General features: G+C 62.8%; 23 protein-coding genes. 13 read left to right on the top strand and 10 right to left on the bottom strand.

All coding sequences use genetic code 11. From position 1 onward, the window contains the following. Positions 1-45 precede the first annotated feature (45 nt). Entirely contained in the window at positions 46-1,251 is a 1,206-nt protein-coding gene (gene coaBC, locus MOV76_RS13420) for a bifunctional phosphopantothenoylcysteine decarboxylase/phosphopantothenate--cysteine ligase CoaBC (protein ID WP_247264699.1), read from the top strand. 30 nt (positions 1,252-1,281) lie between these two features. On the opposite strand, the gene MOV76_RS13415 is transcribed toward coaBC, so the two are convergent. After that, on the bottom strand, positions 1,282-2,094 hold the full coding sequence (locus tag MOV76_RS13415) for a class II glutamine amidotransferase (RefSeq protein ID WP_131631052.1): 813 nt from the start codon (positions 2,092-2,094) through the stop codon (positions 1,282-1,284). Positions 2,095-2,621: 527 nt separating this feature from the next. Between MOV76_RS13415 and MOV76_RS13410 the strand changes: the two genes are divergently transcribed. The 5 genes from MOV76_RS13410 to MOV76_RS13390 all read left to right on the top strand — a co-directional run bounded on the left by MOV76_RS13410 (position 2,622) and on the right by MOV76_RS13390 (position 7,007). Continuing rightward, positions 2,622-3,299, top strand: coding sequence for a FadR/GntR family transcriptional regulator (locus tag MOV76_RS13410; RefSeq protein WP_131702148.1), 678 nt, complete (start codon positions 2,622-2,624; stop codon positions 3,297-3,299). Further along, positions 3,296-4,588, top strand: coding sequence for an MFS transporter (locus MOV76_RS13405; RefSeq protein ID WP_247264698.1), 1,293 nt, complete (start codon positions 3,296-3,298; stop codon positions 4,586-4,588). The genes MOV76_RS13410 and MOV76_RS13405 overlap by 4 nt, the downstream gene beginning before the upstream one ends. Before the next feature lie 100 nt (positions 4,589-4,688). Further along, positions 4,689-6,218: a S10 family peptidase gene (locus MOV76_RS13400; protein WP_247264697.1), complete on the top strand. Its 1,530-nt coding sequence runs from the start codon at positions 4,689-4,691 to the stop codon at positions 6,216-6,218. A gap of 109 nt (positions 6,219-6,327) precedes the next feature. Next, positions 6,328-6,729, top strand: coding sequence for a GFA family protein (locus MOV76_RS13395; RefSeq protein WP_047617326.1), 402 nt, complete (start codon positions 6,328-6,330; stop codon positions 6,727-6,729). Positions 6,730-6,797: 68 nt separating this feature from the next. Continuing rightward, entirely contained in the window at positions 6,798-7,007 is a 210-nt protein-coding gene (locus tag MOV76_RS13390; protein WP_018447815.1) for a molybdopterin-binding protein, read from the top strand. Positions 7,008-7,025: 18 nt separating this feature from the next. Here the strand turns inward: MOV76_RS13390 and tsaA are convergent, their stop codons facing one another. Both tsaA and MOV76_RS13380 read right to left on the bottom strand, forming a co-directional pair. Next, entirely contained in the window at positions 7,026-7,517 is a 492-nt protein-coding gene (tsaA, locus tag MOV76_RS13385) for a tRNA (N6-threonylcarbamoyladenosine(37)-N6)-methyltransferase TrmO (RefSeq protein WP_018447816.1), read from the bottom strand. A 90-nt stretch (positions 7,518-7,607) separates the two neighbouring features. Continuing rightward, positions 7,608-8,189, bottom strand: coding sequence for an Lrp/AsnC family transcriptional regulator (locus tag MOV76_RS13380; RefSeq protein WP_247264696.1), 582 nt, complete (start codon positions 8,187-8,189; stop codon positions 7,608-7,610). Between the two features lie 27 nt (positions 8,190-8,216). On the opposite strand from MOV76_RS13380, the gene MOV76_RS13375 reads away from it, so the two are divergent. Then, positions 8,217-8,603, top strand: a complete 387-nt coding sequence (locus MOV76_RS13375; protein WP_247264695.1) for a RidA family protein — start codon at positions 8,217-8,219, stop codon at positions 8,601-8,603. A gap of 44 nt (positions 8,604-8,647) precedes the next feature. Here the strand turns inward: MOV76_RS13375 and MOV76_RS13370 are convergent, their stop codons facing one another. Beyond that, positions 8,648-9,355, bottom strand: a complete 708-nt coding sequence (locus MOV76_RS13370) for a glutathione S-transferase family protein (protein WP_247264694.1) — start codon at positions 9,353-9,355, stop codon at positions 8,648-8,650. Between the two features lie 113 nt (positions 9,356-9,468). On the opposite strand from MOV76_RS13370, the gene MOV76_RS13365 reads away from it, so the two are divergent. After that, entirely contained in the window at positions 9,469-10,386 is a 918-nt protein-coding gene (locus MOV76_RS13365; RefSeq protein WP_247264693.1) for a LysR substrate-binding domain-containing protein, read from the top strand. Between the two features lie 76 nt (positions 10,387-10,462). On the opposite strand, the gene MOV76_RS13360 is transcribed toward MOV76_RS13365, so the two are convergent. After that, positions 10,463-12,046 carry a peptide chain release factor 3 gene (locus tag MOV76_RS13360; protein WP_018244456.1) on the bottom strand — a complete coding sequence of 528 codons (1,584 nt, stop codon included), beginning with the start codon at positions 12,044-12,046 and terminating at the stop codon, positions 10,463-10,465. A gap of 90 nt (positions 12,047-12,136) precedes the next feature. Here MOV76_RS13360 and dut point away from each other — a divergent pair, with 90 nt between their 5' ends. Continuing rightward, positions 12,137-12,607, top strand: coding sequence for a dUTP diphosphatase (dut, locus tag MOV76_RS13355; RefSeq protein WP_018244455.1), 471 nt, complete (start codon positions 12,137-12,139; stop codon positions 12,605-12,607). Further along, positions 12,607-13,506, top strand: a complete 900-nt coding sequence (locus tag MOV76_RS13350; RefSeq protein WP_247264692.1) for a GNAT family N-acetyltransferase — start codon at positions 12,607-12,609, stop codon at positions 13,504-13,506. Before dut ends, MOV76_RS13350 begins: the two co-directional genes overlap by 1 nt. 73 nt (positions 13,507-13,579) lie before the next feature. Here the strand turns inward: MOV76_RS13350 and MOV76_RS13345 are convergent, their stop codons facing one another. Continuing rightward, a complete protein-coding gene (locus MOV76_RS13345; RefSeq protein WP_018244453.1) occupies positions 13,580-14,044 on the bottom strand; it encodes an Lrp/AsnC family transcriptional regulator in 465 nt (154 codons plus the stop codon). Positions 14,045-14,143: 99 nt separating this feature from the next. On the opposite strand from MOV76_RS13345, the gene MOV76_RS13340 reads away from it, so the two are divergent. Next, positions 14,144-15,058 carry a DMT family transporter gene (locus MOV76_RS13340; RefSeq protein ID WP_018244452.1) on the top strand — a complete coding sequence of 305 codons (915 nt, stop codon included), beginning with the start codon at positions 14,144-14,146 and terminating at the stop codon, positions 15,056-15,058. 44 nt (positions 15,059-15,102) lie between these two features. On the opposite strand, the gene MOV76_RS13335 is transcribed toward MOV76_RS13340, so the two are convergent. Beyond that, positions 15,103-15,621 carry a Dps family protein gene (locus MOV76_RS13335; RefSeq protein WP_018447826.1) on the bottom strand — a complete coding sequence of 173 codons (519 nt, stop codon included), beginning with the start codon at positions 15,619-15,621 and terminating at the stop codon, positions 15,103-15,105. 233 nt (positions 15,622-15,854) lie between these two features. Between MOV76_RS13335 and MOV76_RS13330 the strand changes: the two genes are divergently transcribed. After that, entirely contained in the window at positions 15,855-16,472 is a 618-nt protein-coding gene (locus MOV76_RS13330; protein WP_128408388.1) for a LysE family translocator, read from the top strand. A gap of 145 nt (positions 16,473-16,617) precedes the next feature. Next, positions 16,618-17,580 carry a cysteine synthase A gene (gene cysK, locus MOV76_RS13325; RefSeq protein ID WP_018244449.1) on the top strand — a complete coding sequence of 321 codons (963 nt, stop codon included), beginning with the start codon at positions 16,618-16,620 and terminating at the stop codon, positions 17,578-17,580. On the opposite strand, the gene MOV76_RS13320 is transcribed toward cysK, so the two are convergent. The 3 genes from MOV76_RS13320 to gshB all read right to left on the bottom strand — a co-directional run bounded on the left by MOV76_RS13320 (position 17,577) and on the right by gshB (position 21,278). Beyond that, positions 17,577-18,164 (bottom strand): hypothetical protein, encoded by a 588-nt coding sequence (locus tag MOV76_RS13320; protein WP_247264691.1) that lies wholly within the window; start codon positions 18,162-18,164, stop codon positions 17,577-17,579. The two genes, cysK and MOV76_RS13320, sit on opposite strands and share 4 nt — an antisense overlap. Positions 18,165-18,581: 417 nt before the next feature. Next, positions 18,582-20,114, bottom strand: coding sequence for a YifB family Mg chelatase-like AAA ATPase (locus MOV76_RS13315; RefSeq protein ID WP_247264690.1), 1,533 nt, complete (start codon positions 20,112-20,114; stop codon positions 18,582-18,584). A 216-nt stretch (positions 20,115-20,330) separates the two neighbouring features. Next, entirely contained in the window at positions 20,331-21,278 is a 948-nt protein-coding gene (gene gshB, locus MOV76_RS13310; RefSeq protein ID WP_018516393.1) for a glutathione synthase, read from the bottom strand. Positions 21,279-21,323 lie beyond the last annotated feature (45 nt).

The raw sequence follows: 21,323 nt of genomic DNA, 5'->3' as shown, positions 1-21,323 counted from the left end.
GGCTTAGGGTCGAGGGCGGTCAGAAAAGGCAACGGGTAGAAGGCCATGGCTCTCAGCGGCAAACGCATCCTCCTCATCATCTCCGGCGGCATCGCGGCCTATAAGAGCCTGGATCTGATCCGCCGGCTGCGCGAGCGCGGCGCGAGCGTGCGCCCTGTGATGACCAAAGGCGCCCAGGAATTCGTCACGCCGCTTGCCGTCGGTGCATTGGCGGCGGACCATGTCTACCTCGATCTGTTTTCGCGACAGGACGAACAGGATATCGGTCATATCCGGCTGGCGCGCGACTGCGACCTCGTGCTGATCGCCCCTGCGACCGCCGACCTGATGGCGAAGATGGCGAACGGGCTTGCCGACGATCTCGCCTCGACGGTGCTTCTGGCGACCAATAGGCCGGTGCTTGCCGCACCGGCGATGAACCCCGCCATGTGGGCGCATCCGGCGACGCGGCGGAATGCCGCGATGCTCAGAGCCGACGGCATCCGCTTCGTCGGGCCGATGGCCGGCGAGATGGCGGAAAGCCGGGAGGCAGGGCTCGGCCGGATGGCGGAACCGCTGGAGATCGTCGCTGCTGCCGAAACCATGCTCGACGACGGAGAAAAGCCGCTCAAGGGACGCAAGGCAATCGTCACGTCAGGACCGACGCATGAGCCGATCGATCCGGTGCGCTATATCGCCAACCGCTCCTCCGGCCGGCAGGGGCATGCGATCGCCGCAGCCCTTGCAAAGCTCGGAGCGGAGGTGACGCTCGTATCGGGGCCGGTGGCAATCGCCGACCCCGTCGGCGTGACAGTCGTGCATGTCGAGCGGGCTGAAGAAATGCGTGATGCCGTGCTTGCGGCGCTGCCGGCCGACATCGCCGTGATGGTCGCAGCGGTGGCGGACTGGCGCGTCGCCTCGGCGGCCGACCAGAAGCTGAAGAAACATCCCGGCGAATCCATCCCGACGCTGGCGCTGACCGAGAACCCGGACATCCTGAAAACCGTCGGCCATCATACGATGCGGCCGAAGCTGGTGATCGGCTTTGCCGCCGAGACGCAGGACGTCGAAAGCAATGCGAAGGCGAAACTCGAGAGGAAAGGCGCCGATATGATCGTCGCGAATGACGTTTCTCCTGCGACCGGCATCATGGGCGGCAGCCGCAACCGCGTCAAACTCGTTCGCCGCGACGGCGTCGAGCAATGGCCTGACCTGACGAAGGAAGAGGTTGCCGAACGACTCGCGGCGCTGATCGCCAAACAACTGAGCTAATCGCCAGCGGCTCGGCTGACGCCGAGCGTTTTAGGCAGGAATGGCCACGCGCTGCGGCTTTGAGGCACTCCGCTTCTCCGGCCGGAAGTCGGCGACGTCGATGCCGTCTTTACCGACGGTGACGGCGCTGCCATCCGGAATTTCCGCCCAGGCATCGCCATCGTCGTTCAGCGGCTCGGACACGAGGCAATAGCCCGCACCCACAGGCGAGGCATAGAGCGTCGGCGCCTTGCGGTCGGTCGCATAGCGAACAGCATAGAGCATGTTGCCATCGGAGAAGGCAGCGGTAAAGCGCAGCAGGATCGAGCCGATGACGCTGTCGGCCAGGTCCTCGACGACACCGATCATGTGAGCCATCGCCGCGATCGGCGCCTCGCGCAGGCCGAATTGCAGCGCCAGCAGGAACATCAGTTCGGAATCGGTCGTGCCGCCGCGGGCATTGAACAGCTCGTCGTCGAGCATCGCCTCCATCGGCCGGCGCAGGCGCTCGAAACCGGAGATCTGGCCATTGTGCATGAAGGACCAGGTGCCATGGGTGAAGGGGTGGCAGTTGTCGCGGCGCGTGCCGCCGCCTGTAGCAGCCCGGACATGGGCGAGGAAGAGCGGCGAACGGATCTGCCGTGCCAGGCTCTTCAGATTGCAATCCGACCAGGCCGGCAGGATATCGCGGTAGCGCCCGGGCTCGGGCCTGTCGCCATACCAGGCGATACCGAAGCCATCACCATTCGTCGCCGTCTTGGCGCGGGTGGCGCAATGGGACTGCTCGATCAGCGAGTGCGCAGGCGAGGATACCAGTTCCTCAAGATAGAGAGGGTCTCCGCGATAGGCTGCCCAGCGACACATGGCTTTCTTGCTCCGGAACCCGCCGCCGTATCGGCGGGAATGCTCTAAATTGTCTGATGTCACGGCTAATAACAGCTTAACGCGTTGCCGGTTTGCAAGCGCAACATGACGGTTTCGTGACGTCTGGCACCTTCACATTCGGCGAAAAGCCGTGTTCTTTTGTGAACACCCGCGGTTCTCTCAAAGCAGCGCATGCGTGCATTTCTGCTTGCATCTCAGAAGAATCAGCCTAACTTTAAGCCATCAGCAACAGAACGAAAGGAAGGTGATCCAATGTCTAATGAGATTTCGGACCTCGTAACGGGCATGGAAGAGGTGACGAAGGCGAGGCAGCCCTCGCTCTAATCCCCGCCTTCCTAGGGCTGCATAGACAGTCCAGGCCAGTTTGAGGCCAAACTCATGGAAAGGGTCGCCGAGGCGGCCCTTTTTTATTGTCTTGATGTCTTTATCGTCTTGATGTCAGGCGTTGACGAAAGATCGAAATCTCACTACTCATAAAGTCATCAGATGACTTTATGAGTAGTGAGATGCGAGCGCTTAGCAAAACCAATCTCGCGGATGAGGCGATCGAGGCGATCCGCGGCGACATTCTCGGCAAACGCTGGGCGGTCGGCGAGAAATTGCCGAATGAAGCCTCGCTGTCGGCCATGCTTTCCGTCAGCCGCGGCACCGTGCGCGAGGCGGTGCGCGTTCTCGTCTCCCAGGGTTATCTCGAAACAAGGCAGGGTTCGGGAACCTATGTCCGCTCGACGACCGATGCCGGCCGGCCGTTGACGATGGCCCGGCGCGCCAGCCTGCGTGACCAGTTCGAGGCGCGCTTGGCGCTCGACGTCGAGGCAGCCCGGCTGACGGCGATCCGCAAGACGCCGAAGACGGTTGCCGGGCTTCGCAGGCTGCTTGCCGAACGTGGCAATTACGACGGCGGCAACCAGGCCGCCTTCATCGAACGCGACCTCGCCTTCCACAAGGCTGTCATCGCCGCTTCCGGCAACCGGGCGATGATCGAGATCTACGATTTCTTCTCGGCCTCGATTGCCGATACCATCGCGGCGACGCTCGGCAAGGACATTCCCGAACCGGACATGCAGGCGCATGCCGATATCGTCGACGCCATCGAAACCGGCGATCCCGACAAGGCGGATGCGGCGGTGCGCCGTTTCATGGCGCCCGTTCTTGCCGCCCTCGACCGGATGATCCTGTCATGAACACGCCGTCCAGCCATGCCGCCAGCGCGCTCGACCCCGCCGACGAATTGCTGATCGACGCCGAGGCCGGCAGCCTTCCGCCGCCGCAGGCAACGCCAGTGCGGGGAGCTGCCGGGCGTTTCCTGCTCGGCGCGAGCCTGGTGCTGATCGCCTTCAACCTGCGCCCGGTCTTCTCGAGCGCCTCGGCGCTTCTGCCGGAGATCCGCTCGGAGCTCGGTGTCAGCGCGCTGGGCGCCAGCCTACTGACGACGCTACCGGTCGTCTGCCTTGGTGCCTTCTCGCCGCTTGCGCCTCGTCTTGCCCAGCGCCTCGGGACGGAGCGCACGCTGCTCGGCGTTCTACTGCTTCTCGCACTCGGCACGGGTTTGCGCGGACTTTCCTCCGTGCCACTGCTCTTCATCGGCACCGCCCTTGCGGGCGCCTGTATTGCTGTCGGCAACGTGCTGCTGCCCGGGCTGGTGAAGCGCGATTTCGCCGGGCGCCCCGCGCTGATGACCGGCTTCTACACGATGGCGCTCTGCGCCGGGGCGGCAAGTGCCGCCGGGCTGACGCTGCCGATCGAGCATGGATTGGGCGGCTCTCTCGCGGGCGCGCTCGCCATCTGGGCGCTGCCCGCCCTGATCGTCAGCCTGCTCTGGCTGCCCGAGGTTCTTCGCAGCGGCAGACAGGCAAGACGAAATGGCTTCCACGTCAAAGGCCTCTGGCGCGACCGGCTCGCCTGGCAAGTCACGCTGTTCATGGGGCTGCAATCGGCACTTGCCTATTGCGTCTTCGGCTGGCTGGTTCCGATCTTACGCGAACGCGGGCTCGACGGCGTCACATCAGGGGCGATCGTTTCCCTGTCGGTGATGGTACAGGCGGCATCCTGCCTGATCGTTCCGCATATCGCCGTGCGCGGCCGCGACCAGCGGCTGATCAATGCGAGCCTCTGCGGCGTCGCCGTCATCGCCCTGCTCGGCCTGCTCTTCGCGCCACTTTCGACGGTCTGGCTATGGGCGGTGCTGCAGGGCATCGGCCAGGGTGGGCTGATCGCGGCGGCCATGACGACGATCGTGCTGCGCTCACGCGATCCCGATGTCGCCGCCCATCTTTCCGGCATGGCGCAATGCGTCGGTTACCTGCTTGCCGCCATCGGCCCGCTCATCGTCGGCCTCATCCGCGGCTGGACCGGAAGCTTTTCCTGGTGCGCGGCCCTCTTCGTTGCGCTCGGGCTCGGAGCGGCGATCAACGGCTGGAAGGCCGGCCGTGCGGTGGAGATCAATGTCCATGCCATTGAGAAGGCCGGCTGAGCTCTTCGCTCACTGGCCCATCACCATCTCTTGATGTCGGTCGTCGGCCGCGGATGCTACGCTATCTCAGCCTCTCATTCCCCACGCCGGAGGAGACATCTTGCGCATCCGAATCTTGTTTCTGCTCGCCGCGTTTATGGCGTCGCTGGCACCTGCCCTTTCCCATGCGCAGGAAAGCGATCCACCGAGGGCGAATGTCCAGAGCGGCGCGCGCGACGGCGTATTGAAGCTGCTGCCGGCCGATTCCGTCACAGAGCACGCGCTGACGATCGGCGGCCGGAAGATTGCCTATACTGCCACCGCCGGCACGCTGGATCTCTTCGGCCAGGACGGCGTACAGACCGGCGCGGTCTTCTACACCGCCTATGTCGCAAGGGATGGCGGGCCGAACCGGCCTCTGACCTTTGCCTTCAACGGCGGGCCGGGTGCTGCTTCCGCCTTCCTGCATCTCGGGCTGGTCGGGCCGAAGGTGCTCGATTTCGGGCCGGATGGACGTGACGGCGCCAATGCGAAACTCGTCGACAATCCGCAAAGCTGGCTCGATTTCACCGATATCGTGCTGATCGACCCGATCGGTACCGGCTGGAGCCGGACGGCAAAGGCCGACGACGCCTCCAATTATTATAACGTCAGTGCCGATGCCCAGAGCATCGCCAAGGCGATTGCGCTCTATGTCGCGCACAACAACCGTTCCAACTCGCCGAAATATCTTCTCGGCGAGAGTTATGGCGGCTTCCGTGCGGCCAAGGTCGCCTCGGTGCTGCAGGAAAGCCAGGGCATCATCGTCGCCGGTGCTGTGATGCTTTCCCCCCTGCTCGAGGGCCAGCTGATGTTCAATGCCGATCAGTTTGCGCTCGGCGCGGCGCTGGAGCTGCCGTCACTGGCGGCGGCCGAACTCGACCGGCACAAGGCCTTTGACGAAGAGAAGCAGAAGGAGGCCGAGACCTTCGCGCTCGGCGACTATCTGACGACGCTGGCCGGACCACCGCCGATGGGTGCCGATGCCGCCGCCTTCTATGGCAGGATCGCGCGCCTGACGGGCATTCCAGAGGATATCGTCACCCGCAACCGCGGCTTCCTCGGCAGTTCCTTCGTCAAACATTCAGATGGGGGCGGCGAGGTGATGAGCGCCTACGACGCCTCCTTTGCAGCACCCGATCCCTATCCGGAATCGGATTACGACCGCGGCGACGACGCCATCCTTGACGGCTTCACCCGCGCCTATGGCGGCGCCTTTGCCGATTACGCCCGCAACGAGCTCGGCTTCAAGACGGAGATGACCTATTCGCTGCTCGACGGCGATATCAGCCGGCGCTGGGAATGGGGCGGCGGGCGCGGCGGCGGATCGCGCTTCCAGGCCAGCGCCACCGACGACATCCGGCAGCTGCTCGCCTCGAACTCGGCATTCCACCTGCTGATCGCGCATGGCTACAGCGATCTGGTGACGCCTTACAGCGTCAGCCGCTACGTCGTCGACCATCTGCCGCCCTCGCTCGCCGACGGCCGCGTCGGGCTAAAGCTTTATCGCGGCGGGCATATGTTCTATACGAAAGCCGATCAGCGGGCCGCCTTCACGGCGGATGCGAAGGCCTTCTACGCCTCACACCCGGCCGCTCAGCCGGCAGAGTAAAGCGTGGCGCGATCAGATTCGCCTGCCACGCTTTGGTTCTTTGTTTTCCGCATGTCATGATCGCAAAACCGGTCTACACTTTTGCGCGACATGCTTTGGGGGCTTGCCGATGCATATCACCGGAGGATGCCATTGCGGCGCGATCCGCTATCAGGCGGAGATCGATGCAGAGCGGATCTCGATCTGCCATTGCACCGATTGCCAGCGGTTGACGGGCTCCGCCTATCGCATCACCGCACCGGCGCGGCCGGCAAGTTTCACACTCCTATCAGGCGAGCCGAGAGGCTACGCAAAATATGGCGACAGCGGCGGTCTCAGCCGGCAATTCTTCTGCCCGAATTGCGGATCGCCGCTCTACCGCACGGATGGCGAAGGCGGCGCGATCGGTATCCGCGTCGGCAGCATCGACCAGCGGCGGGAGCTGACGCCCAGGAAACAGATATGGTGCCGGTCGGCTTTGCCCGGGGTGGAGAATATCGAGCCGCTGCCACGTTTCGAGGGTGAGGATTAACTTGATGCCGGCTTGACGAGCGGCAGGGACAGCGGTCAGGCTGGGCGGATAGGAACCCGGAGAAAGCCATGAGGATCAGTGCGCGCAACCGTATCAAGGGCAAAGTGGTCGAGGTCGTCAAAGGCGCGACGACCGCCCATGTCCGTATCGACATCGGCAATGGCACGATCGTCACCGCTTCGATCACCAACGAGGCCGTCGACGAACTCGGTCTTGCGGTCGGTTCGGATGCCTATGCTGTCATCAAGGCCTCCGATGTCATGGTCGCGGTTGACTGACGATCATCAGCCCGATCGTCAGCCGGTTTGAAAATCGCCCGGCTGCGGCGGTGCGATTGGCGTGAAGAGCGTGCGGTCCGGCTTCAGGTCAAGAAGCGGCGTGCCGTCGAGACAATCGAGACCGCGCACGAGCAGAATCGCGCCTTCGACGGCTTCGAGCCGGACGATCGAGGTGCCGATCGGATTGGGCCGGACCGGCGAGCGAAGCGAAAAGGTCCCGTGGGTCTTGCCGGTTCGCGCCGGGCTTTGCAGAAGCAGGTCGCGGCGAGAGCGATCGAGCCAGTAGAGGACCTCCAGCCGCTCGAAAGCCTCGACGCCCTGTAGTGCCGGCACCCAGGGCTCGAAGATCTCGATCCGGCAGATGGGGCCATCATGACGGCCCTGACGCGGCGTTTCCAGCCGTGACGTCCACGGCGTGGCGATGCGTCCGATGAAAACGAGGCCTGCATCCGTCGGCGCCGGCGGCTCAATTGCCACTTCGTTTTCGCGGATTTCATTCTCACGGACCATCGCTTTTCCTCATTCCAACCGCAAAATCGGCCGGGACTATGCCATGCCGTTATATTTCATGGAACATCTCGTTCATAACGTGCCGCGAGCCTATTCCGGCAGATGCATATCAGGCCAACTGTCGGTGACGCCGGCCTGTACCGGACGCTCCAGATAGGTGGAAAGCGCGATATAGCTGCGGGTGCCGGTGACGCCGGGAACGGCATGGATCTGCGAGAGAAAAGCCTCCAAGGCCTGCGGGCTGGCGGTGCGGACCTTGAAGAGAACGCTGGCGTCGCCGGCGACCGAATGCATCTCCTCGACCTCGGGAAACTGCAGAACCTGCATCAGCCGCTCGCTCTTGCCCCAGCCGGCCGCTTCCACATGCACGAAAGCAAGCAGCGGTTTGCCGAGCGCTGCGCCGTCCAGCGCGGCATGCACGCCCTTGATGGTGCCGGACTGTCTCAGGCGGCGCACACGCTCATGCACGGCCGGCGCCGACAGGCCAACCGTTTCGCCAAGCCTGGCATAGCTCTGGCTGCTGTCGGCGGCGAGCGCGGCTAATATTTTTCGGTCGAAGGCATCGATGACCGGCTGCTGTGGGCGTCTTTGCCGAAGATCCTCTGTATTTTTCGTCATTCCGCAAAAGCCCCTTTCTGTCGAAGAATAATCGTCGATACTGCCATTATTCAACAGAATATTCGGAGGATGAGAGATTTCATGGAGATGATCGCGCGCAATCCGGCAAGTGGGGTCTATCCCACCGGCCCTGATTACATCCATGCGCTGGAGGTCAGGCATCCATCCCGGCTGCTCTTCGTCAGCGGCACCATGGGTCTCGATCACGAGGGAATGGCGGCGGCCGATCTGGAAGGACAGCTGGAGCTCATCTGGTCCAATCTGCGCGCCATCCTCACTTCCGCTGATATGACCGTGGACAATATCGTGCGGCTGACGAGCTATCTCAGCAACGGCGCCTTTATGGAGGCGAACCAGGATGCCCGCCTTCGGGCCCTCAACGGCCGCGCCGTGCCGACCACGGCGATCATCGTCGAAACGCTGCGCGACGACTGGCTGGTCGAGATCGAGATCATCGCTGCCGGCTAAGGCACATTGGCCGTCGCACCGCAGGGGTGCGACGGCGGCGGCGATCAGGCCGCCTGTTTCAACAGGCCGAGCGCTTCGGCCAGATCGACCTCGCCGCGGAAACCGCCGCTGCTTTTCGCCTCCTGCCGATGCTCGATCGCATGGGCAAAACGCACGGCCGGCTCCTGCTGCATGCGCTCATAGAGGCGATGCAGGCCGGGAAACACCCGGCGGTCGACGACCTTGTGGAAATCGTTCCATCGGGCGATCCCGACGAAATAAGCGTCCGCCAGGCTCGGCCCGTTGCCCAGAAGCCATTCGCGGCCATCGAGCAGACGCTCCAGCGTCTGATGCGCCTTTTCGACCGCCGCGCTGCCATAGGCTGTGAGGGCCTGCTTCTGCTGCGGCTCCAGCGGGTGTTCGAACGCATACCAGAGCGGGCCGAAAGCCTTGAAGAAACTGGTGTTGAGAAAGGCAAGCATCTGGTTCAGCCGATCGAAATCCTCCGACCCCTGTGCAAAACCCAGACCGCCGCCGATCGCCCGAGCGCCGATATGATGGAGGATCGCCATGCTTTCGCTGATCGTCCTGCCATCCTCGAGCAGCAGCGACGGCGTTTCGCCGACTGCGTTGATCCTGATGTAGTCTTCACTGGAAACCATTTCCGGCATCTCGACGCGGCAGAGCCGGTAAGGCAGGCCGGACCATTCCAGCGCGACGATCGAGCCGAAGGAGCAGCCCTCCGGCACGCCGTAAAACAATATGGGTGACATCAATCGTTCCTTTCAGAATTGAACCCGTTGGACACGATGAATGTGAAGATGTGGACGATCCTGCGGTAGAGGCTATAAATGCGTCGCAATGTCCACATATCTGGAAGATGACAATGGCGCTCTTCAACCTCAACGACCTCCATCTCTTCGTGCAGGCCGTCGACAGCGGCAGTTTTACCGCCGCCGCCAGGCATCTCGGTATTCCGAAATCGACTGTGAGCAAACGCGTTGCGGAGCTGGAGGCACGGCTTGGCGTCAGGCTGATCCAGCGCACGTCGCGAAGCTTCGCGCTGACCGAGCTCGGCCGGGAATTCTTTCAGCACGCCCAGGCCTCGATCATCGAGGCGGAGATGGCCGAAGGCATCGTGCGGCGGCATCTGGCTGAACCCGCCGGCAGCGTTCGCCTCACCGCCTCGGTGCCGACGGCACAGTTTACCTTGACGGAGCATCTGCCGGCGCTGGCAGCGCGATATCCGAAGCTCAGGCTTTCCGTGCACGTGACGGACCGTTTTGTCGACATCGTGCAGGAAGGTTTCGACATCGCGCTGCGCAGCCATCGCGGGCCGCTGCCGGATTCCGCACTGGTACAGCGGAAGCTCGCCAGCCACCCTTTCTTCATCCTCGCCTCGCCGGATTATATCAGCACCCATGGGCAGCCGCGCCTGCCGGAGGAACTGGCGCAGCATGCGACGATCATGACCAGCCTGACGGAAAACCAATGGCGGCTCCACTCCGATGGCGGCGATGAGGCTCTCGTCACGCTGCATTCCGTCATGGCGGCGGATGAACCCTATGTCTTGATGGAAATGGCCGTGTCGGGGCTTGGCATTACCTGCCTGCCGACATCCGTCTGCCGCAAGGCGCTGGCAGACGGGCGGCTGGTGCGGGTGCTTCCGGAATGGACGGCGGGCAGCATCGAGACGACGATCCTGATGCCGCATCGGCGTGGCCAACTGCCGGCAGTGCGCGCCGTCGTCGATTTCCTGGCCGAACGGCTGGCGGCCCCGCATAACTCCTTAAGTCGGAATTGATTTAAGGAATTATGCGGTAGTTCAAAGTGCTACAGCGTCCTTTGCGCGTCTGAAAAGACGCGCGGCGCTGTAGAGATCACGCCGCCTTTGCGGCGTGATATTCCTTGATGGCGACCATCTTGATCGTCGGATGGCGCTCGGACTCGTAACGCAGCGAGAAACCGTCCTGGGCGAGGAAGACCGGGTCGCCGTCGAGGTCGCGGGCGATATCGCCGCGTTTGACGGTGAGGAATTTCTCGAGATCGGCCGGCTGCTCGGCCGAGATCCAGCGGCAGACGGAGAAACGCGACATTTCGAAGGAGACCGGCAAGCCGTATTCGGCCATCAGCCGCTCCTTCAAGACGTCGAGCTGCAGGGCGCCGACGACGCCGACGATCGCCGGCGAGCCGTCTTCCGGCGAGAACAGCTGGACGACGCCTTCTTCGGCCATCTGCTGCAGGGCTTCCTTCAGCTTCTTCGCCTTCATCGCGTCTTCCAGGCGCACGCGGCGCAGGATCTCCGGCGAGAAGTTCGGCACGCCCTGGAAGACCAGCGATTCACCTTCGGTCAGCGTATCGCCGATCCGGAGCGTGCCGTGGTTGGGAATGCCGACGACGTCGCCGGCATAGGCGGTGTCGGCGAGCTGGCGCTGCGAGGCGAAGAAGAATTGCGGCGCCGTCAGGCCCAGCTGCTTGCCGGTGCGGGCGAGCCTTGCCTTCATACCGCGCTCGAGCTTGCCGGAGCAGATGCGGGCAAAGGCGATGCGGTCGCGGTGGTTGGGGTCCATGTTGGCCTGGATCTTGAAGACGAAGGCCGTCATCTTGTCGTCGGTCGCATGCACGGTTCGGGTATCGGCGACCTGGTCACGCGGCGGCGGCGCGAAATCGCCGAGCGCGTTGATGAGATCGCGAACGCCGTAATTGCGCAGCGCCGAGCCGAAAAAGACAGGCGTCATATGGCCTTCCAGGAAGGATTCGCGGTCGAACGGACGGCAGGCCTCGATCGCCAGTTCGGTCTCCTCGACAAAAGCCTTACGCTCGTTTTCGGGCAGCCTACCGGCGACGCTTTGCGGACCGTTGACCGGCGTTCCCTCGATTTCGGTATCCGAACCGCGCACCGTGTTGGCGGCGATATTGTAGGAGCCGCAAAAGGTCTTGGAGCGGCCGATCGGCCAGGTGATCGGCGCGGTATCCAGCGCCAGCTTCTCTTCCACCTCGTCGAGGATCTCGAAGGGATCGCGGCTTTCGCGGTCCATCTTGTTGATAAAGGTGATGATCGGAATATCGCGCATGCGGCAGACTTCGAAGAGCTTCAGCGTGCGCGGCTCGATGCCCTTGGCGGCATCGATGACCATGACCGCGGCATCGACGGCCGTCAGCGTGCGATAGGTGTCGTCGGCGAAATCCTCGTGACCCGGCGTGTCGAGGATATTGAAGACATTATCGTTATATTCGAAGGTCATCACCGAGGTGACGACGGAGATGCCGCGTTCGCGCTCGATCTTCATCCAGTCGGAGCGCGTCTGCATGCGATCCTTCTTTGCCTTGACTTCGCCGGCAAGCTGAATGGCGCCGCCGAACAGCAGCAGCTTTTCGGTGAGCGTCGTCTTACCCGCGTCCGGGTGGGCGATAATAGCGAATGTGCGGCGGCGGGAGACCGCCTCGGCGAGACTTTCGGCCATAATGTGAATCCTGTGGAATTGCCGCGTATCTAGCGACTAAAGGCCGACTTTGCAATTGACCTCGGCGTCGCGCGCGCAAAGTAATGGCCCATGAACATTCATCACGACGTCAGCCCCAGGCTGAAACTCATCCGCCTGCCGAATGGCGAAGGCCTCGATCTGCCCGCCTATGAAAGCAAGGGGGCGGCCGGCATGGACCTGCGCGCTGCCGTTGACGAGGCAGCACCGCTGACGCTTCTGCCCGGCAAACGGGCGCTGGTGCCGACCGGCTTCATCTTCGAGATCCCCGAGCATTTCGAGGGACAGGTGCGGCCGCGTTCCGGCCTTGCCTTCAAAAACGGCATCACCTGCCTGAATTCGCCTGGTACCGTCGACAGCGACTATCGCGGCGAAGTGAAGGTGCTGCTCGTCAATCTCGGCGAGGAAGCCTTCGTCATTTCGCGCGGCATGCGCATCGCCCAGATGGTGATCGCGCCGGTGACCCAGGCACGGGTGGTGGAGATCACCGAGGCAAGCGAAACGGTGCGCGGCGCAGGCGGTTTCGGCTCCACCGGCGTCTGATGGCACAGCGCCTCGACAGCGCGGGCCTGACCTTCCGGCAGGATTATTTCGGCGACCCCGCCGGCTGGGCGGCGCTGGTCTGCCTGCTCAGGGATATTTTCGGCATCGATATCGGACCGCTGCAACAGCTCGGCGGCCCCGACCCCACCAGCATGCCCTTCGGCTGGTTCGACGCCGAAGGGGAACTTGCGGCGAATATCTCGGCCTTTGCGCTGCCCTTCGTCCTCAACGGCAGGAACGTCCATGCCGCCGGCCTGCAATCCGGCGCCGTGCGGCCGCCATGGCGCGGCCGCGGGCTCTATCGCGACGTCACGGTAAAAGCCCTCGACTGGTGCGAGCGACAGGGCTTTGAAGCCGTCATCCTCTATACCGACAAACCGTCGCTCTACGAACCCTACGGTTTCCGCGCGATAGCGCTGCACCGATACGAGGGACCGACGCCCGACCCTTCGTCTTCCGCCGCCCGCGCCCGGCCGCTTTTGCCGACAAACGCGGATGATCTTGCCCTGCTGCAATCGCTGCTGAAAAGACGACGCCCGGTTTCGACCTCGCTGGCGGTCACAGTCAATGCGGCGATGTTTCTGATCAACACCCGGCTCGATCCCGATATCCACATCAGCTTCCTGGAAGACCGGCAGGCGGCGATCGCATGGAAGATGGATGAGGCAGGCCGCTTCAGCCTCCTCGACGTCGTGGCGGCTGACATACCGTCGCTTGCAGCGATCCTTGGCGGACTGGAGATCGCCCCCGCCTCTGTCGAAGTGCTTTTCCGTCCCGACAAGCTCGGCTGGGACGGTGTTCCGCAACCGTTGGAAAGCGGCACGAGGTTGATGCTGCGCGGGCTCGGCCATGCCACCCCGGATTTTCCGGCGATGTTGTCGCCGATGGCGGAATTCTAGAGCAGTTCCAGCAAAACTGCGCAGCGGTTTTGCGACCGGAATGCGCAAAAACAAAAAGGCGTTTCGCCGCCCCCTATTTCCGCCGGGAAAGCGGCGGCAGGCGGCGTTTGACGGGCGAGGCCTTGATCATCGCGGTGTTGGTCTCCGCCCTTTCGGCAACCCGGTCGAGGATGCCGTCGAGATCGGCCATCGAGCGGATGACCAGGCGGGCGATAAAACAATCATCACCCGTCACCTTGTCGCATTCGATGATTTCGGGAATTTCCTCGATGATGCGCTCGACGATGTGCAACTGCCCCGGCAGCGGACGCACGCGCACGATCGCCTGCAGGGGATAACCGACGGCGGCGGGATCGAGATCAATGGTGAAGGCCTTGATGACGCCACGCTCCTCCAACCGCCGCAGGCGCTCGGCCGCACTCGGCGAAGAGAGGCCGACCTGCTGGGCCAGTTCCTTCAGCGAGATCCGCGCATTCCCGGCCAGCGCCTCCAGAATGGCCTGATCAATTTCGTCGAGCGATTGCACATCATTAGCCACGGCGAGATATTCTCCTCTTATGATTAGGCAACATCGATCATCTTCCTTCTTATCCTTATATAAAATCGCCTATCGCCGCAATATTCTTATGCCACCGAAATGGAGGCAATCATGGGCAGTGACATCAAAAGAGGCACGGTGGAAATGACGGCAGCGATGCTGATCTCGGGGACGATCGGTTGGTTCGTCGTCATGTCGGGCCAGCCTGTCAGCGGCGTGGTCTTCTGGCGCTGCCTGTTCGGCGCGCTCACTTTGCTTGTCATCTGCGGTGCTCTCGGGCTGCTGCGGCCAGGCATCATCACGCTGCGCGCCTTCGGCATCGCCATATCAGGCGGTATCGCCATCGTCTTGAACTGGCTGCTGCTGTTTGCCTCCTACTCGCATGCGACGATCTCGATCGCGACGACGGTTTACAACACCCAGCCTTTCATGCTGCTCGTGCTCGGCGCGCTTTTTCTCGGCGAGAAGATCACGGCCACCAAGCTGTTCTGGCTGACACTCGCCTTCGCCGGCATGATTGCCATCGTCGAGGCAAAACCGGGGACAGGCGGGGCGGCATCTGACGGTTACGGCCTCGGCATCCTGATGGCGCTCGGTGCCGCCTTCTTCTACGCGCTCGCCGCCCTTGCCGCGAAATGGCTGAAAGGCACGCCGCCGCATCTGATCGCGCTCATCCAGGTCGCAACCGGCATGCTGATGCTGGCGCCGATGACCGATTTTTCTCATCCGCCCGGCGATGTCGGATCCTGGGCGATCCTGGTGACCGTCGGCGTCGTCCATACCGGGCTGATGTATGTGCTGCTCTACGGTGCGATCCAGAGGCTGCCGACGCATCTCACGGGCGCCCTGTCCTTCATCTATCCGATCGCGGCGATCCTCGTCGACCGGCTGGCCTTCGGCCACGCGCTGCAGCCGATGCAGATCGCAGGCGCCGCGATCATTCTCCTTGCCGCCGCCGGCATGAATCTCGGCTGGACGCCGCGCTGGCTGCGGCCGCGGGCGGTGGAGAGCTGAACCGGGCGTTCGATCGGGATGGCCGAGACGCCCGGTTGCCGACATTACCTCTGCGGGCGCGTCGTTTCGAACAGGAACCAGGTGCGGCGCTCGCCCTCGTCGATCCAGTTCTCGATCAGGCTGGCGGTTGCGACATCATTGTGCTCGTCGCAAAGGCCATGCACTTCGCGCAGCAGCGAAACGAGTTGAGCGTTGTCCTCGCGCAGTTCCGACAACATGTCTTCGGGCGTGACGAAATCCGCGTCATTGTCCAAAAGGCGCTGCTGGCGAGCGATCTGGCCGATGGAGCGGAGCGTCGTGCCGCCGATCTTGCGGGCACGCTCGGCAATGTCGTCGGTCATCGCGAAGATCTGTTCCGCCTGTTCGTCGAGCAGCAGATGATAGTCGCGAAAATGCGGGCCGGACATGTGCCAATGGAAATTCTTGGTCTTCACATAAAGCGTAAAGACATCGGCGAGCAGTGCGGTCAGCGCCGCCGAAATATCGGTAATGGCGTTGGTCGGCAGGCTGGACGGCGTCTTGAGTGGCGAAAGCCTGCGGGTTTCGGCTGGCGTATGGGACATTTAATCTCTCCTTGGTGATGAAAATCTCTAGCGCCACCGGCCGGGACAACCGCGGCGGGCCGCGCTGATCGCGCATTTGCAGAGAGAGAAATAGCAAGGCCGGGTCGCTTTCCAAGTAGATCATGGTCTAGCAGACCTATTCCTTATGGTTATGGACCGATCAGCGCCAAAGCATTGATGAAGAAGCGGCGCTTGCCTATAGATGGGCGGTGGAAGCCCTGAGGGTTAAGAAGATGAGCCTCACCGTCCTGATCACCTATGCCGGAGCGCTGTTCATCGCCGCGGCCATTCCGGGACCCGGGATTACCGCAATCGTCGCGCGTGCGCTCGGCTCGAATTTCCGCGAGACCTTCTTCATGGGTCTCGGCCTGGTGATCGGCGACATGACCTATCTCACAGCGGTCATTCTCGGCCTTGCCTTCGTGGCGCAGACCTTCACCGAGGTGTTCATAACAATCAAGATCGCCGGCGTCCTCTATCTCGGCTACATCGCCTGGAAACTCTGGACGGCGGGGCTGCTGCCGCAGGATATTGCGGCACGGAAATCGACCAATATCGGCCTGTCCTTCCTCTCCGGCCTGCTGGTGACGCTCGGCAATCCGAAGACGATGCTCTTCTATGTCGCCCTGGTGCCGACGCTGATCGATATCGGCAATATCGGCCTGCGCGACTATGCGATCCTGCTCGCCGCCACCTTCGTCGTGCTGATCGTCGTGCTTGTGCCCTATATGCTGCTTGCCTCGCGGGCCCGCACGATGCTGAGAGAGCCGCGGGCCTTGCAGGCGCTGAACCGGGTTGCCGCCGGCATCCTCGCCGGCACGGCCGCCTTCATCGCCACGCGGGCGGCCTGAAATAAACATTCGGCAAGAAACGGTTATCAAAGGTTTTTTTCTCTCCTGACCGCTCCTCCAGGTCGAACGCGGTCTGGCCTAGACGGGTCTTTGACCCTATTCTCCCCCTCGATTTCAGGAGCAGGATTTCAAAGGGAGAGCACCCATGTCGCACAAGCCCGGCCGCGGCCGCATCTATTCCTCGATCACCGAGACCATCGGCGACACGCCGCTCGTGCGCTTCGACAAGCTGGCGCGGGAAAAAGGCGTCGTGGCGAACCTGATCGGCAAGCTCGAATTCTTCAACCCGATCGCATCCGTGAAGGACCGTATCGGCGTCGCGATGATCGAGGGCCTCGAAGCGCAAGGCAAGATCACCCCCGGCAAGACGGTGCTGATCGAGCCGACCTCCGGCAATACCGGCATCGCGCTCGCCTTTGCCGCCGCCGCCAAGGGCTATCGGCTGATCCTCACCATGCCGGAGACGATGTCGGTCGAGCGCCGCAAGATGCTGGCGCTGCTCGGCGCCGAGCTGGTGCTGACCGAGGGGCCAAAGGGCATGAAGGGCGCCATCGCCAAGGCCGAGGAACTGGCGTCCTCCCTTCCCGATGCCGTCATTCCGCAGCAGTTCGAAAACCCTGATAATCCCGAGATCCACCGCAAGACGACGGCCGAGGAAATCTGGAACGATACCGACGGCACGGTCGATATCGTCGTCTCGGGCATCGGCACCGGCGGCACGATCACCGGCGTCGGACAAGTGCTGAAGAGCCGCAAGCCCGAGATCAAGATCATCGCCGTCGAACCGGCCGATTCGCCGATCCTATCCGGCGGCAACCCCGGCCCGCACAAGATCCAGGGCATCGGCGCCGGCTTCGCGCCAAAGATCCTCGATACCGGCATCTATGACGAAGTCGTCACCGTTTCCAACGACGAGGCCTTCGAACAGGCACGCCTCGTCGCCCGGCTCGAAGGCGTGCCGGTCGGCATCTCCTCGGGTGCAGCACTGACCGCCGCCATCAAGGTCGGCATCCGTCCCGAGAACGCCGGCAAGAACATCGTCATCATCATCCCGTCCTTTGCGGAGCGTTATCTGTCGACGGCGCTGTTTGAAGGGCTCGGGAGCTAAAGGTGGCTATGGCGGGGCCTTTCCGCCGGCAATTTATCCTGCAGAATATCGGGGCGCTTCGGCGCCCCATCATTTGTGCCGTCACCTGCATCCCAATCGACGTGGGACGAAAGTTCTGTGGCAGTCCGTAATAACGATTGTCGATGTCCACCTGAGCTCGTTGAATGCAGGTGTTTGCCAACCTTCGCCATGACTTCCGCCAGCGTCGCGGTCAAACGAGTCAGCTCAGTGTGCTCTCTCGTCCGCTCCGGAGCATAGCGCGATATGATGTACTCACGCTTTGCTGTCATTGCCTCGAGATGCAAGGCAGTCTTCTTTCTCAGTTTAAGTTTGGCAACGAACAAAGGCTCAGCGAGATTGTGCATCCGTTTTCGTATTTCTTCTGGAGCAACGCCTTCATGGCGCAGGAAGGCATTTAAGTAGAGTTCGATAGCGTGAATGGCGCACATTCGAGCTGGAGCAATGGATATTGCAACTCGCTTCTGACCCTTCCCGAACAGGAATTTCGAAGCGAGAGAGTAGGCATTCGCTAAGTCTAGAACCTCCGATGGGTTAGCGTTCGAGCCCGGATATTCGTTACTCATCTACATCCCCGGCAGCTTTCTTATCCGTCACCTCCGATCGACTATGTCGAACGGACCGACATCCTTCTCGAAATTTTTTCAGCTGAATCTAATATTGTAAATAGCGACGAAGTGAGGAGAGGCCCTTACCCCTAACGGATAAGCAACCAGAGGGATGTTTAAATCGGCGTCCTAGGCAGCTTCGGCACCGCTTCTGGCAGGTCAGCCCCTGCCAAGAGCATTCGCGGCCGGCAGCGCGCCATAACGGCAGCGATCAATCGTTCCGTCGGGGTTGGGTTCGCGGACAGCGACATAATCTCATAATCCGGCAGCGCACCAGCGGGGATTTCGCTGAGGGCAGCGCCAGCGCGATCGGCAGATCGGTGAGCGGCCTGACGACTAGTACTTCAAAATATCTGCGCGCATCCGCCCCTCTTCTTATGCCGCCGCCGTCAACCTCTCACCAGCGATGCGGTAGGAGATCGCTTCGGCGAGATGGATGCGGCCGACTGTCGGCTTGCCGTCGAGATCGGCCAGCGTGCGGGCGACCTTGAGCACGCGGTGGTAACCGCGGGCGGAGAACTTCATCTTCTCGGCGGCGTCGCGCAGCAGCTGCAGGCCGCTGGCATCGGGCTCGGCCAGTTTCTCGATCATCGCCGTAGAGCAGCGGGCATTGGTGCCGATGCCCTTGGCGCCGGTGCTTTCGAAGCGCTCCTGCTGGATTGCGCGGGCGCGGGCGACGCGGCGGGCGACATCGGCGCTGGTTTCAGCCGCCATCGGCCGGATGAGATCGGCAGCGGAGACGGCCGGCACATCGATGCGGATATCGATGCGGTCCATCAGCGGGCCGGAGATGCGGGCCTGGTAATCGCTCATGCAGCGCGGCCCGCGGGCGCAGGTATGGCCCGGCTCGCCGGCCATGCCACAGCGGCAGGGGTTCATCGCCGCGATCAGCTGGAATCTCGCCGGATAGGAGACGCGGTGATTGGCACGGGCAATGACGCATTCGCCGCCTTCGAGCGGCTGGCGCAGCGCATCGAGCGCCTGCGGCGTAAATTCGGGGAACTCGTCGAGAAACAGCACGCCGTGATGGGCAAGCGAGGCTTCGCCTGGACGGGCGCGCAGGCCACCGCCGACGAGGGCCGCCATGGTGGCGGAATGATGCGGGGTGCGGAAGGGCCGGCGATCGGAAAGCTTGCCGCCGGAGAGCTGGCCGGCGATCGAATGCACCATCGAGACTTCAAGCAGCTCGGCGGCCGAGAGCGGCGGCAGGATCGACGGCAGCCTGGCCGCCAGCATCGACTTGCCGGAGCCCGGAGGACCGACCATCAGCAGATTATGGCCACCGGCGGCCGCCACCTCGAGCGCCCGCTTGGCGCTTTCCTGACCCTTGATCTCGGCGAGATCCGGCAGGTTTGCGGCATTGGCGCGGATCGACGCCTCCGGCCTGGATAGGACTTGCGTGCCGCGGAAATGATTGGCAAGCGCAATCAGGCTGCGGGGTGCAAGGATATCGACGTCGGCGCCTGCCCAGGCGGCTTCGGCGCCGCTTTCGGCGGGGCAGATCAGCCCCTTGCCGAGCGCATTGGCGCCGATCGCGGCCGGCAGCGCGCCTGATATGGCGGCGATCGTGCCGTCGAGATTGAGCTCGCCGACGACGACAAAATCGGACAGCGCATCGGCGGGAATGGCGCCGAGGGCAGCCATCAGGGCAAGCGCGATCGGCAGATCGAAATGCGAGCCTTCCTTCGGCAGGTCAGCAGGCGCCAGATTGACGGTCACCCGCTTGGCCGGCAGCGCCAGGCCGGAGGCGTGGAGGGCGGCCTGCACGCGCTCGCGGCTTTCGGCAACCGCCTTGTCAGGCAGGCCGACGATCTGCATCCCGACCTTTCCGGGAGCGACCATGACCTGGACCTCGACCGGCACACCTTCGATACCCTGAAATGCAACCGTACTGACACGCGCGACCATCAACCCATCCCCTTGCCGCAAACTTTTATATACCGCCCTGCAGCCTTTATTCGATGCATGTCGTGGCCCCTTGGGCGACATGCATTAAGGCTAGCGGTTGCAATCTGGCATGGAAACTGGAATAAAACAAGAACAATCAAAGAACGGAATCAGGCATCCGCTGTGACCTTGGTTGCGCTCGGTCGCGGGACCCCAGAACGGTCATGGGCGGCTGGCTCAGCCGCGCTTGCGCTCGATCGCATCCCAAAGCAGGGCGGCTATATCGGCACCGCCGAACTTCTTCACCTCGCGAATGCCTGTGGGCGACGTGACGTTGATCTCGGTCATGTAATCACCGATCACATCGATGCCGACGAGCAGGAAGCCGCGCTCCCTCAGCGCCGGGCCGATGCGGGCGCAGATTTCCTGTTCGCGCGGCGTCAGCTCGGTCGCCTCGGCGCGGCCGCCGACATGCATGTTGGAGCGGCTGTCGTGTTCGGCCGGCACGCGGTTGATGGCACCGGCGAATTCGCCGTCGACCAGGATGATGCGTTTGTCGCCCTTGCGCACGTCGGGCAGATATTGCTGGGCAATGAAGGGCTCGCGGAAAAGCTGGCCGAACATCTCCAGCAGCGAAGAGAGGTTGCGGTCGTCGCGGGTCGAATGGAAGACGCCGGCGCCGCCATTGCCGTAAAGCGGCTTCAGGATAATATCGCCCATCTCGTCGCGGAAGCGGCGGATCTCGGCGGCATCCTTGGTGATCAGCGTCTTCGGCATCAGATCGGAGAATTCGGTGACGAAGATCTTCTCCGGCGAATTGCGCACCCAGGCCGGATCGTTGACGACGAGCGTCTTCGGGTGGATGCGCTCGAGCAGATGCGTCGCGGTGATATAGGCCATATCGAAGGGCGGATCCTGGCGCAGCAGCACGACATCCATGGTCGCGAGATCGACGCGCTCCGGCGCGCCAAGCTCGTAGTGATCGCCCTTGACGTCGCGCAGCACCATCGGCTCGACGCTGGCATAAAGCCGGTTGTCACGGAAGCTCAGGCGATCGGGCGTGTAATGGAAGAGCCTGTAGCCGCGCGCCTGCGCTTCCAGGCTCATGGCGAAGGTGGAATCACCCGCGATATTGATGCCTGCGACATGATCCATCTGGACCGCTACATTGGTGATCTTGGCCATTTCCATCCCTCGCTGAATGCCGGACAGATGTAGGTCGGCCAGATA

Source organism: Rhizobium sp. PRIMUS64, from assembly GCF_023006465.1.
Taxonomy (GTDB): Bacteria; Pseudomonadota; Alphaproteobacteria; order Rhizobiales; family Rhizobiaceae; genus Rhizobium; species Rhizobium leguminosarum.
This window is presented reverse-complemented; position numbering and strand designations above follow the sequence as displayed.